This window comes from Pseudoalteromonas sp. EB27 (assembly GCF_001974875.1).
Classification (GTDB): Bacteria; Pseudomonadota; Gammaproteobacteria; order Enterobacterales; family Alteromonadaceae; genus Pseudoalteromonas.
This window is the reverse complement of sequence record NZ_MTQD01000014.1, coordinates 80803-98188: the sequence shown is the minus strand read 5'-3', so window position 1 is coordinate 98188 and position 17386 is coordinate 80803. Positions and strand designations below refer to the sequence as shown.

Genomic DNA, 17386 nt, shown 5'->3' with positions numbered 1-17386 from the left:
GGCCCAAGCACAATGCTGATTATTAGTTTAACTATTATTGCCAGTTTATTTTATGTGTTAGCAACGTCTCACGTGCTTTCACGCCTGTTTCATCAACAAGGCCCTAGCCAAAAAGTAACCGTTATTTTAAGCACGGTTGCTATAGTGGCGCATATGCTGCTGTTAGTTAACTCTGTTTTTAGAGCCGACGGTCAAGATTTAAGTATCGTAAACGTCGCTCTTTTGACCTGCTGGGTGATTGTAGTTTCGGTGACGGCTGTCTCGCTAAAATTCCCTGCAACTTTATTGTTGCCCGTTGTTTATGGTTTTGGTGCCTTACTAACCATTGCCAGTTTATTTATTCCTCATCATATTTTATTACAAAGTATTAATATTGAGGTTGGTTTAGTAACGCACATCTCCTTATCTTTGTTAGCCTACTGTATTTTAATTATTGCTACTTTATATGGTGTACAGTTTTATTTTATTGATAAACGTTTAAAACGTAAAGATTTAGCAATTGTGCACAGCCACCTTCCGCCTTTAATGGTTGTGGAGCGCCAGCTTTACCAACTTCTTAATTTAGGCACTATATTACTCACATTTGCATTGCTTTCAGGGTTTGTATTTCTTGATGGAATGTTCGCTAAAGAGTTCATTCATAAAACAATATTATCGTTAGTTGCGTGGGCTATTTTTGCCGTTGTAGCTATCGGGCATATGAAAAAGGGTTGGCGCGGTAAACCGGTGGTTATTACAATCATGGTCGCTGCATTTGTCCTCACACTCGCTTATTTTGGCAGCCGTTTCATACAAGAAGTGATACTAAATAAGTTTTAACTTGACTCTGCTTGCTCACTCTAGCTTAATACGCATTGATTTATAAGAAAAGGATCCATCGTTGGACGACATATCGACAAGTACCCTATTTATCATTTTAGGTTTTTTGGTGCTTTTTTCTGCTTATTTTTCTGGTTCAGAAACCGGAATTATGTCAATCAATCGTATACGCCTGCGACACCTCGCTAAAGAGGATCATCGTGCAGCTAAACGAGTCAGTAAATTACTTAGCCGTCCAGATAGGCTCATCGGTTTAATTTTAATCGGTAATAATCTTGTCAATATAGCAGCAGCCCAAGTTGCAACCATTATAGGTATTCGCCTTTACGGTGACCTAGGTATTGCTATAGCAACGGGTGTGTTAACTCTTGTAGTGCTTATATTTGCAGAAGTAACACCTAAAACCCTTGCTGCCCTCTACCCTGAAAAAGTTGCTTTTCCAAGTTCAATAATACTTAAGGGATTACTAAAAATTCTGTTCCCTTTTGTTGTGGTTATTAACTGGATGACAAACGGTATACTGCGGTTATTTGGTATTAGTGCCGCTCAAATCGACGAACACAGCATGAGTAAAGAAGAATTAAAAACAGTACTCAATGAGTCCGGTGCACTTATTCCTGCTCGTCATCAAAGTATGCTGACTTCAATTTTAGATTTAGAACAAGTAACCGTTGAAGATATTATGATCCCACGAAACGAAATTGTGGCCATTGATATTAATGACGATTGGAAACTAATTAGTCGCCAACTTACCCATGCACAACATACTCGCGTGTTGTTGTATCGCGATAACATAGATGATGCAGTAGGTTTTATTCACTCACGTGATGCGCTTCGTCTACTTACAAAAGAGCAATTTGATAAACCTTCTTTGCTACGCGCTGTACGTGAAATTTACTTTATCCCTGAAGGAACATCACTAAATACTCAGCTATTAAAGTTTCAGCAATCTAAAGAACGCATAGGCTTAGTGGTAGATGAGTATGGCGACATCCAAGGCCTAGTGACCCTAGAAGATATTTTAGAAGAAGTTGTTGGCGATTTTACAACTACCCAAACTCGTACGCCAAGCGAAGAAGTAGAAACACAAACTGATGGCTCATGCATTGTGGATGGCGGCGCTAACGTACGCGATTTAAATAAAGAAATGGGCTGGGATTTTCCGCTAGATGGACCTAAAACTCTGAGTGGTTTAATTGTTGAATACTTGGAGAATATTCCTGATGCAAATATTAGTTTGCGTATCGCGGGATATCCTATTGAAGTACTCGAAGTAAAAGAAAACATGATAAAACAAGTGAAGATACTGCCGAATAAGCGTTCTCGCTAAATAAAAAAGGAGCCAATTGGCTCCTTTTTTATATCCATTAATAACTATCTAGCCAAATATAAGACGTTCAAACCAACCTTTATCAAGCTCTTCTTCGCAGTGTTTTAATTGCGCACCATAACGGCTAGCTCTGTGCTTAACTTTGTTCGCAACACCCATTAGCCACTTTTTCTTTTTGTATGTGCCACGCTTATACCCACCCCAACCTTCATGATAATTAAGGTATTGTGCGTAAGCATCCCATTTAGATATTTTATTTACTTTATGCGTTTTATAAACAAACCACGCCATAAAGTCGATTGCATCGTCAAAGTCGTCTCTATCAGCACCGTTGTTGCCTGTTTCACGAATATAATCAGACCATGTTGGTGTTTTAGCTTGCGAGTAACCATAGGCATCACTTGCGCGACCGGTAGGAATTATCCATAAGAAGTACTCCATTGGCGGAGCGGCATCATGCTTAAATGAGCTTTCTTGGTACATCATACTCATGAGTACATGCTTGGGAGAACCCCATTTTTCTTGTGCATCTTTTGCGTCGAAATACCAATCTGGCTTTTCTTCAAAGATTTTACATAAATCGTTAGGTTGCTTTGGAGGCGCTGTAGCACAACCGGCTAAAGTAATGGCGAGAGATAGGATAATTGCATTTTTTTTCATTTTTCTAAGATCTCACAGAACTTTTTTAGAAAGTGTGGGTCTGACTCAATGAATGCAGCAGTACAGCATTAATTCATCCCTGAATATATTTACGCAGCCAACTTGGGCTGCGTTTTTTTTGCTTAAATTTTGCTAAATATCAAGGTTATTTACCGTCAAAATACGCATCTAAAAACGCGGTAAATGACTGGGTATCTGCCTGCTCAATTGCAGCTTGTGCTTCGTTAGACTCTACTACTTGTTGTTCCAGCCAAGGTTTTAAAAACTCGCTGTAGCCTGTATCTGCGTGGCTTTGCTTATATTTACTAGCCAATGCTAGTGCAAAATGCCCGTTGTCTAAACCAGACTCTTTTAACTGTGACACGTAACGTCCAGAGTAAGTAAGCTCTGGATTATGTATCCACGTTGCCATGCGCTTTATAGTATCCGAGTAATAGTTAACACCATAAGCATTATCCATCCATTTAGCGACATCAGTAAGCTGGGTAAATATTTCATCGCCCCACGACTGAAGGCTACGCTGTGTGTTATTAAAGTTAAGCATTAGCCCTTCTTCTCGACCTTGGTTTACTACTGTGTCGAGATTTTCAGTACTACGCGCTTGTTCTTTCCAATCCATTGGAGCTGAATCTTTTAATAAACAATACGTTAAAAACACATCTAAAAAGTGAATTTGTTCAATATCAATACCAACTTCACTAAACGGGTTTACGTCTAATGCGCGAATTTCTACGTATTCAATGCCAGCTCGAAGCAATGCATCCGTTGGCGTTTCACCACTTTTTGCATTACGCTTAGGACGAATTGGCGAGTAAAATTCGTTTTCAATCTGCAGAATATTTTTATTTAACTGCTTAGGGTTTTCACTCTTGTAGTCATCAAGATCACCATAAATTTCTGATGGTGTGTTGATTGCTTTTTTAAGGCCCGCTACATATTCATCTAACGAGTTATACATTACGCGTAGTGACGACTGCGCGCTATTTGTATAGCCTAAATTACCTAAACGCAGTGCTGTACCAACTTCTAAGTAAAGCGTGCCTTTACCTAGTTTTTTAAATGGTAAGTCGGTTTTTCGCCCTTGCAAAAATGAGTTACACAATGCTGGCGATGCGCCAAACATATAACTTATTAGCCATAGTTCGCGTTTAAAGTTACGAATAAGCGCTAAATAACCTTCTGAGATAAAATCTTGAAGGTTTGCATTGCTTTTTTGTAACGAATGAAGTGACTGCCAAAGCGTATCTGGAAATGAAATATTAAAGTGAACACCCGCAATTGCTTGCATCATACTACCGTAACGATTTTTTAATCCTTCACGGTATAGTGTTTTCATTTGGCCTGTATTTGAACTACCAAATTGAGCTAGCACTATATCGTCTTGGTGCTCAATAAAACACGGCATGCTAATAGGCCAAAGCAGCTCATCACCCATTTTTTCTAGAGTGAACTTTTGAAGGTCTTTTAATTGCTTAAGCGTTTGCGTTGACGATTCACTAACTGGAGTAATAAATTCAAGTAAAGACTCAGAAAAATCAGTTGTGATATGGCCGTTAGTTAACGCACTGCCCACACCTTTTGGGTGACCTTGAGGTGATATAGCGCCATTATCTTGTATTCTTAGCGACTCTCGCTCTATGCCACGTTTAATGCCTTTAACTGCATGTTGGTGCTCATTTACTGATAACGCTTCAAGTGCGTTAGCTAAATCATGTGTTGTCAAAAAATCTTTCCTCGGGCCACGTGGCTTAATCATAAGGTTATGGGGGCTAATTACTTAGACTCAAGATAAATACCAATTTTATTGAAAATATGATCATTCTATCGCATTAAATAGCGCACTCACTGCGTTAAAAATTATTCATATAGAACAACTATATGTCATAATTTTCGCCTTACTATTGTGCTATTTTCTTAGCGCTATAATAGATCCTTATTTAATGCAACTGGTATAAATTGCTAAGAACAATATAATTTTTCTAAGTTAATAATTATTTACCCACTCTATACATGCGTTTGATATGACCAACATCATTATATTAAGTCGTAATATTGCCATTGCTCTGGGCATTATACAAATGCTTTAAATGCGTATTTAAGTATAAATTAAATACGCAAAATATAAGCCTAAAATAATAGACCGGAACTTGTTTAAAATGAGCTCAATTTAGCTATCCGACATTTAAATTTGATCTAGATCAATAAACACAATTATTTGCCTTATGAGCATACAAGGAATGACGCTATTTTTTGCTTTGTAGTGTGTAACCAATATAATGACAGCAACAATAAAGGATGATAATAAACATAATGCACAATGATAAAAGCTTAAAAAATGAAGAAGTATACTTTGATGAGTCACAAGAGCTTGTTTCTACTACCGACCTCAAAGGTGTAATAACATACGTCAATCAAGAGTTTTGCTCTGTGGCAGGATATAGCGCACAAGAGCTTATCGGTCAGCATCATAATATTGTTCGTCACCCTGATATGCCAAAAGCTGCTTTTGAAGAAATGTGGGCAACATTAAAAAAAGAACACTCGTGGCGTGGTATGGTTAAAAACCGCTGTAAAGATGGCCGTTATTATTGGGTAGATGCCTTTGTAACACCCATTTTTGAGCATAGCCGACTTGTTGGTTATCAATCAGTAAGAACCAAAGCGAGCTCTCAACTTAAACAACGTGCACACGCTCTTTACAACAAAATAAATACCAACAAATCATCATTTAATCTGCGAGAACACACGGCGATAAGACAAAGCATCACATTCATATGCCTATTATTTTGGCTAATTTTTACTGCTGTTGCTGGGTCAATTACTATCGCTGCAATTAGCCTATTTATTTGCGCTTTAGTTATTGTGCTAAATTATGACGAACTGATTATTACCCCTAAAATATTACGCGAACAAAAAGCGCAAGCCGATTCAATCTCTCGCTATATTTACAGCGGCCACACACCGCATAGCGTAAGTGATTATAGAGAGCAAATGCTAAGCGCAAAGTTGCGCACGGTTCTTGGCCGTATGAAAGACTCTACATTAAGCTTTAATGGCATTGCGACTGATCTAGATAAACAATCTACGCTTACTGAAAAAGGCATTTCTTCGCAAGGTGAGCGTTTAGAACAAATTGCATCAGCGATGACTCAAATGAGCTCTACCATTGGTGAAATATCTGTGAATACCGCCCAAACAGCTGATAAAGTGAATAACACCCACCAAAGTTGCTCTGAAATAAAAGACCATATTGCAGATAATAGTAAAATGGTATCTGATTTAGCTTTTCAAGTAGAAAAGGCTGCAACCACAGCCACCAGCTTAGCCTCCGAAGCAGATAAGATTGGTAAAGTAATGAGTGAAATAGAGGGAATTGCCGATCAAACTAACTTACTTGCCCTTAATGCAGCTATTGAAGCAGCTAGAGCAGGAGAGCATGGCCGAGGCTTTGCTGTAGTCGCCGATGAGGTAAGGACTCTTTCGTCACGCACTCAAAATGCTACGACACAAATCCATAGCTCTATTAAAGAAATACAAGACACTTTATTTAGCTGGTCCAAAGTAATGCAAAGCACTAAAGCACAAGCCGATAACTGTGTTTTGACAACCGATAAAACCCAAGTTGAATTAGAGGGGATTTTTATCCAAATCAGTGAAATATCTCACTTGGCAATACAAATATCATCCGCTGCAGAAGAGCAACAAATGGTTAGTAACGACATTAGTAATAATGTTTCGCAAATTAAAGACTTTGGAGATAACAACTTAAGCTTAAGCTTTAATGTGGCAAAAGGTGCAGCTGAGCTTGTTGAAGGCTCACGTAGAGTGAACGATTTATTACTAACTTTTAAAGTTTAACAAACATAAAAAAGCCGCTATTTTAGCGGCTTTAGAGTTTAATTATTTACAATTAGCGTTTGGTAAATACCAAAGCGTCGTCATTTGCATCAATAACAATCACGCAACCAGGTATGTAGTCCCCATTAAGTAGCTTTTGAGCCAGTGGGTTTTCTATCGTTTGTTGGATAGCCCGCTTAAGCGGACGTGCACCGTACACAGGATCAAACCCACTTTCTGCAATTCGCTCAAGAGCCGCATCACTTATTTCAAGTAAATATCCCATTTCAGTTAAACGCTCACGTAATTTCATTAACTGAATATCAGCTATTTCTTTTATGTGCTCGTTAGCTAATGGATGGAACACGACCGTCTCGTCTATACGGTTAATAAACTCAGGCCTAAACTCATTAATTAACACTTCCATTACTTTAGCTTTAAGGGTCGTATAGTCATTATTACCCGCTTGCTCTTGGATAATATCTGAGCCTAAGTTTGAGGTCATGATAATAACGGTATTTTTAAAATCAACCGTTCTACCTTGTCCGTCAGTTAATCGGCCATCATCTAATACTTGCAGTAAAATATTAAACACATCAGGATGTGCTTTTTCTATTTCATCAAGCAATATCACTGAGTAAGGTTTACGACGTACGGCCTCCGTTAAATAACCGCCCTCTTCGTAACCTACATAGCCTGGAGGTGCCCCTACTAAGCGTGCAACTGAATGTTTTTCCATAAACTCAGACATGTCGATACGCACCATGGCATCTTCGGTATCAAACATAAAACCAGCCAGTGCTTTTGTCAGCTCTGTTTTACCCACACCTGTCGGGCCTAAAAATAAGAAAGAACCAATAGGACGGTTAGGATCTGCAAGCCCGGCACGCGAGCGGCGTATTGCGTTAGAAACAGCAACAACCGCCTCATCTTGCCCTATTACTTTACTGTGTAACTTATCTTCCATTTGCAGCAGCTTTTCACGCTCACCTTGTAGCATTCTTGCAACAGGAATACCTGTCCAGCGAGACAGTATTTCAGCAATTTCATCCTCACCTACTTGGTTTTTAAGCAGAGTCATTTCTTGCATTTCGGCTTGTGAGGCTAAATCGAGCTTGCGCTCAAGCTCTGGAATTCGTCCATATTGCAACTCTGACATACGCTGTAAATCACTTGCTCTTCGCGCTACATCTAAATCTAATCTTGCCTGTTCAAGCTCGGCTTTAATTACTTGCGTGCCTTGAAGTGATGCTTTTTCAGCATTCCATATCTCGTCTAGCTCACGGTATTGCCCATCAAGTTCGGTGATCAACTCTTGCATTTCAGCTCGGCGTTTTTGGCTTGCTTCGTCTTTTTCTTTCGCTAGCGCGTTATCTTCTAACTTAAGTTGGATAATACGGCGTTCGAGTTTATCTAATGACTCTGGTTTTGAATCAATTTGTAATCGAATTGAAGAACCTGCTTCGTCTATTAAATCAATCGCTTTATCGGGTAACTGACGGTCGCTAATGTAACGATGAGATAACTGCGCCGCAGCAACAATCGCGGGATCAGTAATTTCTACTGAATGATGTAACTCATATCGCTCTTTTAGGCCTCGCAATATTGCGATGGTATCTTCAACCGATGGCTCTTCAATAAGTACCTTTTGAAATCGACGCTCAAGAGCTGCGTCTTTTTCTATGTATTTACGATATTCATCAAGCGTGGTTGCGCCAACGCAGTGTAATTCACCGCGTGCTAATGCTGGCTTTAACATATTGCCTGCATCCATTGCGCCATCACTTTTACCTGCACCCACAATAGTATGTATTTCATCAATAAATAAAATGACCTGGCCTTCTTCTTTAGCCAATTCGTTTAATACTGATTTTAAACGTTCTTCAAATTCGCCACGGTATTTAGCACCCGCAACTAAAGCACCTAAATCAAGTGATAGTACGCGTTTATTTTTTAATCCTTCAGGTACTTCACCATTAATAATACGCTGTGCTAACCCCTCGGCGATTGCTGTTTTACCAACACCTGGTTCACCGATTAATACAGGGTTGTTTTTAGTACGGCGTTGTAATACCTGAATCGTGCGGCGAATTTCGTCATCGCGACCAATAACGGGGTCAAGCTTACCTTGCTCTGCTCGCTCAGTTAGATCAATTGTGAATTTTTCAAGCGCCTGACGTGTTTCTTCAGCGTTTGGGTCATCAACTTTTTGACCACCGCGAATCGCTTTAATTGCGGTTTCAATTTTAGTCGAGGTAATATTTAACGACCTAAATATATCGCCAAGTGGACCTTTATCATCGCATGCCGCCAGTACAAATAATTCACTTGAAATATATTTGTCTTTGCGTTTTTGCGCGTACTTATCACATAGGTTAATAAGTGATGCCATATTGTTTGATAGCTGGACATCGCCACCGACACCTTCGACTTTAAATAATTTTTCTATTTCTTGTGAAAGTTTGGTGTTGAGTTCGTCAGCGCTGACACCCGTTTGTGCAAATAATGCACGTACACTAGAGCCACTTTGCTTTAGCAATGAATACATTAAATGTACGGGTTCAATAAATTGATGATCGCGGCCAAGGGCTAGCGATTGCGCATCAGAAAGCGCAGATTGAAATTTACTTGTAAATCTATCTAAACGCATGGTGTTACCTATTAAATAATCTAATTGCTTAATTAATGGGTATGTTTAGGTGTTTGTTCAAGGTGTAGGAGGAAATATAATGATTAAAGATACTAATTACTTGCGCCAGATCAAACTAGCCATACGTCCAGTTTGCCCATCTCGTCGATAAGAAAAAAATAAGTCACTTTGAGAGACTGTACAATAGTCGCCACCCGTAATATTTTTAACTCCTAGCTGGGTAAGTAAAGTACGCGCAATACCGTAAATATCAGCAAGATATTTGCCATTAGCTTGTGGTGTAAATGCTTGAATAAATGAAGAAGACCTTTTTTGAAATAACTCAAGCACTTCAGCCCCAACCTCAAATTTAATTGGCCCAATTGCAGGCCCTAGCCACGCACTTATGTTTTCATACTTTGAGCTAAAACATTCTAAAGTATTTTTAATAATTCCCTGCTCAAGCCCTCGCCAGCCGCCATGTATAGCTGCAACTTCCTTTTCATCATCACTCACTAATAAAATAGGCAAGCAATCGGCAGTCATTATAGCCAAAGGCTGATTTAATAACTGAGTATAAAGCGCATCAGCATTGTGTAACTCATCAAAATCAAAATTCTCATCAACAATAACAACATTAGAGCTATGAACTTGATTTAGCCACACGGCAGGTTTAGGTAAGTGTTTGGTTAATAGTGAACGGTTTTTTAATACATGATTTTGATTATCACCAACATGGAATCCCAAATTAAAACTTTTAAATGGGATTTTTGAAACACCACCTCCACAAGTAGTACTTAACGTTCCTACTTTATGAAGGTTTTGCCATGTCGCTGACAATAAGTGCATTATCTATCGATATCAGGATTAGCTTTAGTATCTTCACGTAGTGCATGTGTCATCGCGACCATATCGTCTGGGATAGGTGCTTGCCACGTCATCATTTCACCGGTGATTGGGTGCGCAATACTCAATTTTACAGCATGTAGTGCTTGGCGTCTAAAGCTACGAAGTAACTCAAATAATTCAGGTGTTGCACCTTTAGGTGGACGCGGACGGCCGCCATAAGATTGATCGCCAATTAGCGGATGATTTAAATGTGCCATATGCACACGAATCTGGTGAGTACGACCTGTTTCCAAGCGCAGACGTAAACGAGTATGAGCACGGAATTTTTCAGCAACACGGTAATGTGTAATTGCCGGTTTACCCAGTTCATGTACTGCCATATGAGTACGCTGAGTCGGATGGCGGCCAATCGCTTTTTCAACCATACCACCTGCGGTCATAGTGCCATTACACAGTGCTTCATATTCACGCGTGAAGTTTTCACGCTTTTGTAGCGCTGTTACTAAATGCGTTTGTGCTGGAATCGTTTTAGCTACAACCATTAAACCGGTCGTGTCTTTATCTAAACGATGCACAATACCTGCGCGTGGCACGTTAATTATTTCAGGGTAGTAATGTAGTAATGCGTTTAGCACTGTTCCATTAGGATTGCCCGCACCAGGGTGAACCACTAGGCCCATTGGTTTATTAATTACCAAAATATCATCGTCTTCATAAACAATGTTTAATTTGATATCTTGTGCTTCGTATTCGCGTGGTGCTTCAATTGTTGTTTCAACACTTACAACTTCACCACCTAGTAGCTTTTCGCGTGGAGTGTTGAAAATTTCACCGTCTACGGTGATTTTATCATCCAAAATCCACGTTTTTATACGAGAACGTGAATAATCAGGGAACAATTGTGCTAATACTTGGTCTAGACGTTTACCACCTAATTCGGTTGGAACGTCGGCTTGAAGAGAAATTTGCTCTGACATTAGTAACTTTACCCAATTTACCAGTGCAAGCTTTGCTCGACTGGGTTAGAATCGCTTTTAATAAAAGCATAATATAATACGCATAGTTTACTCGGTTTTACCGACTTGGCCTAGCCGAAGACATCGAAGGTAACAAATAAAATGATAAATAAAATAGGGAAACGTGCATTTGCCATTGTTTTTTCAGTTTCTGTACTTAGTTTAGGCGCTTGTTCGTCTGCTCCAGACCAAGAAGACATTCAACGTGTACCGAATAAATCTGCACACGCTTTATATGAAGATGCAAAAGAAACACTAGATTCTGGCCTATATGCTCGTGCAATCGAACTTTTGAGTGCAATAGACTCTCGCTACCCGTTTGGGCCATTCTCTAAACAAGTACAAATGGACTTAGTGTATGCACATTACCAATCAGGTAATACTGAACAAGCACTTGCAACCATTGACCGCTTTATTCGCTTAAATCCAAACCATAAAGACCTAGATTACATGTATTACATGCGTGGTTTAGTAAACATTAAAGCTGATAAAAATGCGTTCCAAGAATACTTTGGTGTAGATAGAGCAGACCGTGATGCTAACCGTACTCGTGTTGCATTTACCGATTTATCAACACTAGTAAAACGCTTTCCGAAAAGTGATTACGCACCTGAAGCTAAGCGTCGTTTAGTATGGCTTTTAAACCGTATGGCACGTTATGAATTAAAAGTAGCAACTTACTATTACGAACGTGAAGCTTATTTAGCTGCTGCTAATAGAGGTAAATTTGTTGTTGAACATTACTCACAAAGCAGTTACTTAGATCCAGCGCTTGAAATGATGGAAAAAAGTTATAATCAATTAGGCTTAACTGAGCTTAGTGAGCACGCAAAGCAAACAAGAAGACTAAATAAAAGAACTAAATAAATAAAAAAGGCGCTTACTAAGCGCCTTTTTACTGCGTAGAAGAAAATATTAAATCGCTTCTTCATCTTCCTCAGCAGTACGAATACGTATTACACGCTCAACATCAGTGACAAATATTTTACCATCACCGATTTTTCCTGTTTGCGCCGTTTTTACAATAACTTCAATTGCACGATCTACATTTTCATCAGTCAATACAATATCAAGTTTAACCTTAGGTAAAAAATCCACCATATATTCTGCGCCACGGTATAGCTCAGTATGGCCTTTTTGACGCCCAAAGCCTTTAACTTCGCTTACCGTCATACCTGTAATACCCACGTCAGACAATGCTTCACGCACATCATCTAACTTAAAAGGTTTGATAATTGCTTCTATTTTTTTCATATTAATTACTTTTGAAAGCTCCAGTTGCCTCGATTTTAGACAATCATAATGCTCATAGCAAACAAAGCGATTGAATTACGGTGATAAAACAACCGATCATGGTATAATTTATTGTATAAAAATAGCGATACTTAAATGACTAGCAGTAAATGAGATTAATATGAAAAATAAACAAAACGGATTCACTCTTTTAGAGCTCATGGTAACCGTTGCTATCGTTGGGATCATTGCATCCATTGCGATTTGGAATAGCAGCGATATGCTAGAAGAAAATAGAGCTGAGAATTTTTTGTTGGAATTAAAAAGAAATATTACTTATGCTCGCTCTCAAGCTGCAAGTACGGATGAAATAGTTATTTTATGTCCCGCACAAGAAGGCGCTATTAAACAAGCTAAAGATGAGTTTGAATGTGAACCAGAATGGGACACGAATAAAATCATTGTTGTTTTTGTTGATGCTGATAACAATGGAAGTTATAACGTAGCTAACGATGCCCTGTTGAGAGTTATAGAGGATATTCCTGCAACTGATAGCCTTAGTTATAGTGGTAATGAGACAAGTCTTCGTTTTAATACCAGTGGTCGTATTACAACAAATCCGGGAGACTTTATCTATTGCCCTAATAGTGATAATGAAAATAACAAAGCTTTAACAGTATCTCAATCTGGTACTTCTTTTTATACTGGTGATACAGCTCAGACTTGCGGTTAAAAAACATACAAATTAATCTTGTCATATTTGTATCATTTACTAGACTGAGTTAATCATTTATTAACTCAGGTCTTCAAGGATGAGATTATCAATATCAAAAAACAAGGGAGTGACACTTCTTGAATTAATGGTTTCAATTGCTGTTGTCAGTGTAATCAGTCAATTATCGATGTGGTTTTATCCAGACTTCTTGGCTAAAAACCGATTAGATAACCATGTGAATCTACTACACCGAAATATAAATTATGGCCGTCTTTACGCAATTGAAAATGGTACTTACGTCACGCTTTGCGCACTAAAAGGCAGTCAATGCACAAAGGACGAGTGGGATGGTCAAATGTCACTCTTTATCGACAAAGATAAATCAACGACTCTAGATGATGATGAGTTACTCTTAAGCACTTTCGAGGATGTTCATGATGCTGATACTTTAGAGTATCCGCGCAACGCCATTACATTTCGTCCAGATGGTTCTTTAAATGGTTTTCAAAATGGGACTTTTATATATTGCCCCAATAGCGATAAAGCCAATCTCGAAGGATTGGCTTTATCTGTAAGTCAAACGGGTAGAATTCGCATCAAATCAACTGATAAGTGTCAGAAGAAGTAATCTAGGCTATCGACCCCAGCAATAGTCAACATCTGAGTCTCCTTTAGACCCTTTTGCACCTTTGAGACCTGTGTCAGTAATTGTAAGCTCTTTACAATCGTTATCCCCCTTTACAGCACCGGCTATAGGCTTAGCTGTAATAGTGAAGGTATTGCTATCGACTACCTTTATGGATAGCTCAAAGTGACCATTTTCGGTTTTACTTTGCAATCCTAAATCAGTAAATGTCTCTGTATATTCCCTATTATCCACAAAATACTGCTCCTCCTTGTTTGCAGCATCTAATAATGCTGCAGCAGCTTCAGCGCGCGAAGCCCGCTTTACATATTCAGTATAGTTAGGCAGCGCAATTGAAGCGAGTATGCCGACGATAGCAACGGCTATCATCAGCTCAATTAAGGTAAACCCGTGTTGTTTTTTCATTTAACTTCCTTAATTATTAACTTCGTCATTTTCTTCACGTTTATAGATATATGTTTGTTGGGTTTTAAAGCCAAATCCTACAGCATCGTCATTAACTAACACTACTTTACCATCAACGACAGTTAAACCAGGACCTTTTATTTCTACAGGTTTCATTGGATTTTCCGCATTTTCACCCTTAATACCCGGCCCAATTAAATAAAACTGACTTTCTTGTATTACGTCAACTGTTGGGTCGTCATCACATTTACCATCGCCATTACCATCTACACATGAAGGGCTTTCACCAAAGTATAACTGAGGTGTATCTGGTACATCATAGCTGGTTGTAAATTTAAGGTCGTCATACACCTTAGTACCGTAATGTAAGTGAAAAGCGTATAAAGAACCACCACCACCACTTAGCGAACATTGATTTTCAGTCGATGTATCTGATGCAGGAGTGAAGCTTGTAAAATAAGCAACACCTCCAACTACGGTAGCAGCAGCTAATGACTTTTCACCCGTTCCTAACTCATATCTCCAACCATTAAATTTAGCTAAATCGACTTCCAAATCAACAAAATCATCAACGTCATCTAACGCATTACCAAATGGATCTGAGTTCATTTGCATCAAATCAGCAGGTACAATAGTATCTGGAGCATTCGTTTTATACGATTTAGTAACCGTATTTTCATCTCTGATCATAAACAATTGATCTTTTTCATTGGTCCCAGTTGGTTTTGAGCGATTACCACTGCCAATAACTATCGCATCATACGGTGTATCTAAGCGTGTTATAACAGTGCTGCCATTAACTGTTGACTCGCTTACTTTACTATAAATTGTGCGTGCTACGAGTGGTTTATAGAAAAAGCGTCGGTCCTCAGTTGCTTTATTACTACCAAGCTCAGCTAATTTAAAGTGGCTAAACTCGCTAGTATTACTACCAGGCATATCTATACGCCAAATATCTCCACCTGTATCTGCCGCATAAATTCGGTCTATATATCCATCATAATCTGAATCAAGCGTGGTTATATCTGCAGCAATACTATGCTTACCTTTAAAGCCATTAATATCGGGTGTTAACGCCCACACTCGTTTACCTGTTTCGGCTTCAACAATATAGATACCTCGCCCTATATTATCTTCACTACGTATAGCGGCGTCTTTATTAGTGTCATAACCAGCACCAAAAACTAATAAGGGTTTATCCCCAAAGGCTTTAATGTAGGCTATTTGTGGCTTTGACCAGGTTTGTGCAAGCTCTTTAAAATCACCTTTACCACCTTCGATTGGAGCGTCCCATAATTTTTTTGGTATGTTCGGGTTTGTTATATCAAGTCCGTAGTAATTTTTACCACCGCGACGCATCCCCGCAAAAGCCCACACTTTATCGTCGCCACTCGCATCAATAATACCGTCATTTAAACCATCACTATTTAAGTTTTTATTATCAAAATAAATACTAATAGGACCGTCCATACCATATACTTTCGTATCGGCTTGATTTTCACGTAGAGGTTCAATAATGTTGTATAAAGCAGACGGTATAAATGCCCAACTTTCACTTACGCTATCATCTGAATCCTTAAACATATGTAAAAAGCCAGCATTAGTTCCTATCAAAACTCGAATATCATCATTACCATAATCGATTGCAACAGGTTTAGAATGCAGAGGATCACCGAAAATATCTTTGCGCTGATCAATGCTAGACCCATCACCATCTTCATCATCAACGTCTATACCCATTGCCCACTTGATATCATTGCTCGATAAGCTTAGCGGATTGTTATCGACTAGATTGAGAATATCACTCACAACTGAGGTATTAAAATTTACTATAGCTCCCTGATTATCAGTGTATAAATTACGGCTATCTGAATCTAATGTCGTTAAATGAAGGTTCACACCACCTTGTGCAACTAAGTTACCATCCGCTGGCTCCCCACTTGGCAACCAAAATGTTTCTGCATTTTCGTCAATTAAGCCATTCTCATCAAGTGCCGACAATCCTTTTGAATCAACAATTTGATTCCCTGATACTTTCAGTTTTTTTAAGTTTCCACGCCAACGAGCACCGGTTTCAGGGTAAAACATGGCAAAATAAACAGCATCCCGGCTACGAGTTTGATCTACATTATTACTCGCAACTGAAGGCGATGAAAAACTATCATTTACTTCTCTAATTCTTGAAATAGTATTTTTTAATGCTTCTGAAAGCGCTTCTGCAGTTCTTGCTTCTATATACTGCCCTCCACCAACACTTGCCGCCTTGTCTAGTAGATCAATTCCCCCTTGACTCATTCCTGTGCCAAAACCTATTGTGTATACACGGCCTGTATCTAATACATCACTTGTTGGAGTGTATAAATCCACTTTCGTGTCCGAGGTACCATGTAATATTTTAGCCATTGCAACTAAATAGCTTCCGCTATAGCGACCACTGTCAAAAGGGATGGCATCAGTAAAAAGGTTGTTATGGACAGCTGCAATTGAAGCGTCCCTTCCATCATCATTTGTTGGATCACCATCTGTCATTAAAATAATATTAATTGAGTTATCACAGCGTAATGGTTCACCATTACTCTGCTCAAAAGGTGAGCTATAAGTTACATTGTTATCGATACTTTTATCTCGATCATTATAGAATCGACCATAATCAAGGTTTTGCCCTGTTATATAGCGATAAGCCTCCCATAATGTCTCTGTTATTGGAGTCCCACCACTGGCAGGTAAATCATCAATGTCTTGTAAAATATTTGATTTATTAGCGCCAACTTTAGCTACTACATACCCTCCAGCACTATCCTTAAATCGCATCAAACCAAAATCAATATCATCATTATCATTGACTAATTGTGTCATCGCATTTTTAGCTACATCGATTCTTCGGTCATGGCAATCTGCAACTGCAACGCCATTTACACCTATATAGCATTGCTCATTGTATTCATTATATTCTGGCTTACTTGCAAAGCATGTAACCTGTTGGTAAGCATCATATGTAACAGTTTGACGATTTCTGCCACGTCCAGTTGTCTCTTCATATTGATACTTTGTGTAACAGACTTGATCATCACCATTGATAACGCTCCAATCCATACTGCCAGAGGTATCAAATATCATTAACACTCTTGGATTTTCGTCTGTCTCTACATCATGATTTACATAAAGCTCAATATCCTCAGCGAATACCGACATACTTATTGTTAAGCCAAGCAAAGAGGCTAACACTTTGTTTAATTTAAATTTCATC

14 protein-coding genes are annotated in these 17386 nt (G+C 38.8%); 6 read left to right on the top strand and 8 right to left on the bottom strand.

Annotated elements, in window-relative coordinates:
- Window positions 1-12: 12 nt before the first annotated feature.
- Window positions 13-819, top strand: coding sequence for a cytochrome c biogenesis protein CcsA (gene ccsA, locus BW142_RS15800; protein ID WP_024593585.1), 807 nt, complete (start codon window positions 13-15; stop codon window positions 817-819).
- Window positions 820-880: 61 nt separating this feature from the next.
- Window positions 881-2149 (top strand): CNNM domain-containing protein, encoded by a 1269-nt coding sequence (locus tag BW142_RS15795; protein WP_024593584.1) that lies wholly within the window; start codon window positions 881-883, stop codon window positions 2147-2149.
- 48 nt (window positions 2150-2197) lie between these two features.
- Here BW142_RS15795 and BW142_RS15790 read toward each other — a convergent pair whose 3' ends face one another.
- Both BW142_RS15790 and gshA read right to left on the bottom strand, forming a co-directional pair.
- On the bottom strand, window positions 2198-2809 hold the full coding sequence (locus BW142_RS15790) for a transglycosylase SLT domain-containing protein (RefSeq protein WP_010554629.1): 612 nt from the start codon (window positions 2807-2809) through the stop codon (window positions 2198-2200).
- Window positions 2810-2954: 145 nt separating this feature from the next.
- Window positions 2955-4532, bottom strand: a complete 1578-nt coding sequence (gshA, locus tag BW142_RS15785) for a glutamate--cysteine ligase (RefSeq protein ID WP_024598434.1) — start codon at window positions 4530-4532, stop codon at window positions 2955-2957.
- A gap of 587 nt (window positions 4533-5119) precedes the next feature.
- On the opposite strand from gshA, the gene BW142_RS15780 reads away from it, so the two are divergent.
- Entirely contained in the window at window positions 5120-6667 is a 1548-nt protein-coding gene (locus BW142_RS15780; RefSeq protein WP_076925471.1) for a PAS domain-containing methyl-accepting chemotaxis protein, read from the top strand.
- Between the two features lie 52 nt (window positions 6668-6719).
- On the opposite strand, the gene clpB is transcribed toward BW142_RS15780, so the two are convergent.
- The 3 genes from clpB to rluD all read right to left on the bottom strand — a co-directional run bounded on the left by clpB (window position 6720) and on the right by rluD (window position 11101).
- Window positions 6720-9296, bottom strand: coding sequence for an ATP-dependent chaperone ClpB (gene clpB / locus BW142_RS15775; RefSeq protein WP_076925470.1), 2577 nt, complete (start codon window positions 9294-9296; stop codon window positions 6720-6722).
- 96 nt (window positions 9297-9392) lie between these two features.
- On the bottom strand, window positions 9393-10124 hold the full coding sequence (gene pgeF / locus BW142_RS15770; protein ID WP_076925469.1) for a peptidoglycan editing factor PgeF: 732 nt from the start codon (window positions 10122-10124) through the stop codon (window positions 9393-9395).
- Window positions 10124-11101, bottom strand: a complete 978-nt coding sequence (gene rluD / locus BW142_RS15765) for a 23S rRNA pseudouridine(1911/1915/1917) synthase RluD (RefSeq protein WP_002962209.1) — start codon at window positions 11099-11101, stop codon at window positions 10124-10126. Before rluD ends, pgeF begins: the two co-directional genes overlap by 1 nt.
- 141 nt (window positions 11102-11242) lie before the next feature.
- Here rluD and BW142_RS15760 point away from each other — a divergent pair, with 141 nt between their 5' ends.
- Entirely contained in the window at window positions 11243-12007 is a 765-nt protein-coding gene (locus tag BW142_RS15760; protein ID WP_024598438.1) for an outer membrane protein assembly factor BamD, read from the top strand.
- 48 nt (window positions 12008-12055) lie between these two features.
- On the opposite strand, the gene glnB is transcribed toward BW142_RS15760, so the two are convergent.
- Window positions 12056-12394 (bottom strand): nitrogen regulatory protein P-II, encoded by a 339-nt coding sequence (gene glnB / locus BW142_RS15755; protein WP_008166582.1) that lies wholly within the window; start codon window positions 12392-12394, stop codon window positions 12056-12058.
- 160 nt (window positions 12395-12554) lie between these two features.
- On the opposite strand from glnB, the gene BW142_RS15750 reads away from it, so the two are divergent.
- Together BW142_RS15750 and BW142_RS15745 are read left to right on the top strand one after the other, a co-directional pair.
- Window positions 12555-13106: a GspH/FimT family pseudopilin gene (locus tag BW142_RS15750; protein WP_076925468.1), complete on the top strand. Its 552-nt coding sequence runs from the start codon at window positions 12555-12557 to the stop codon at window positions 13104-13106.
- A 79-nt stretch (window positions 13107-13185) separates the two neighbouring features.
- Entirely contained in the window at window positions 13186-13716 is a 531-nt protein-coding gene (locus tag BW142_RS15745) for a GspH/FimT family pseudopilin (RefSeq protein WP_024589415.1), read from the top strand.
- Between the two features lie 6 nt (window positions 13717-13722).
- On the opposite strand, the gene BW142_RS15740 is transcribed toward BW142_RS15745, so the two are convergent.
- Both BW142_RS15740 and BW142_RS15735 read right to left on the bottom strand, forming a co-directional pair.
- On the bottom strand, window positions 13723-14139 hold the full coding sequence (locus tag BW142_RS15740; protein ID WP_076925467.1) for a type IV pilin protein: 417 nt from the start codon (window positions 14137-14139) through the stop codon (window positions 13723-13725).
- Window positions 14140-14148: 9 nt separating this feature from the next.
- The gene (locus BW142_RS15735; protein ID WP_076925466.1) at window positions 14149-17385 is read right to left on the bottom strand and encodes a PilC/PilY family type IV pilus protein; all 3237 of its coding nucleotides are present in this window, start codon (window positions 17383-17385) and stop codon (window positions 14149-14151) included.
- Window position 17386: the final 1 nt, after the last annotated feature.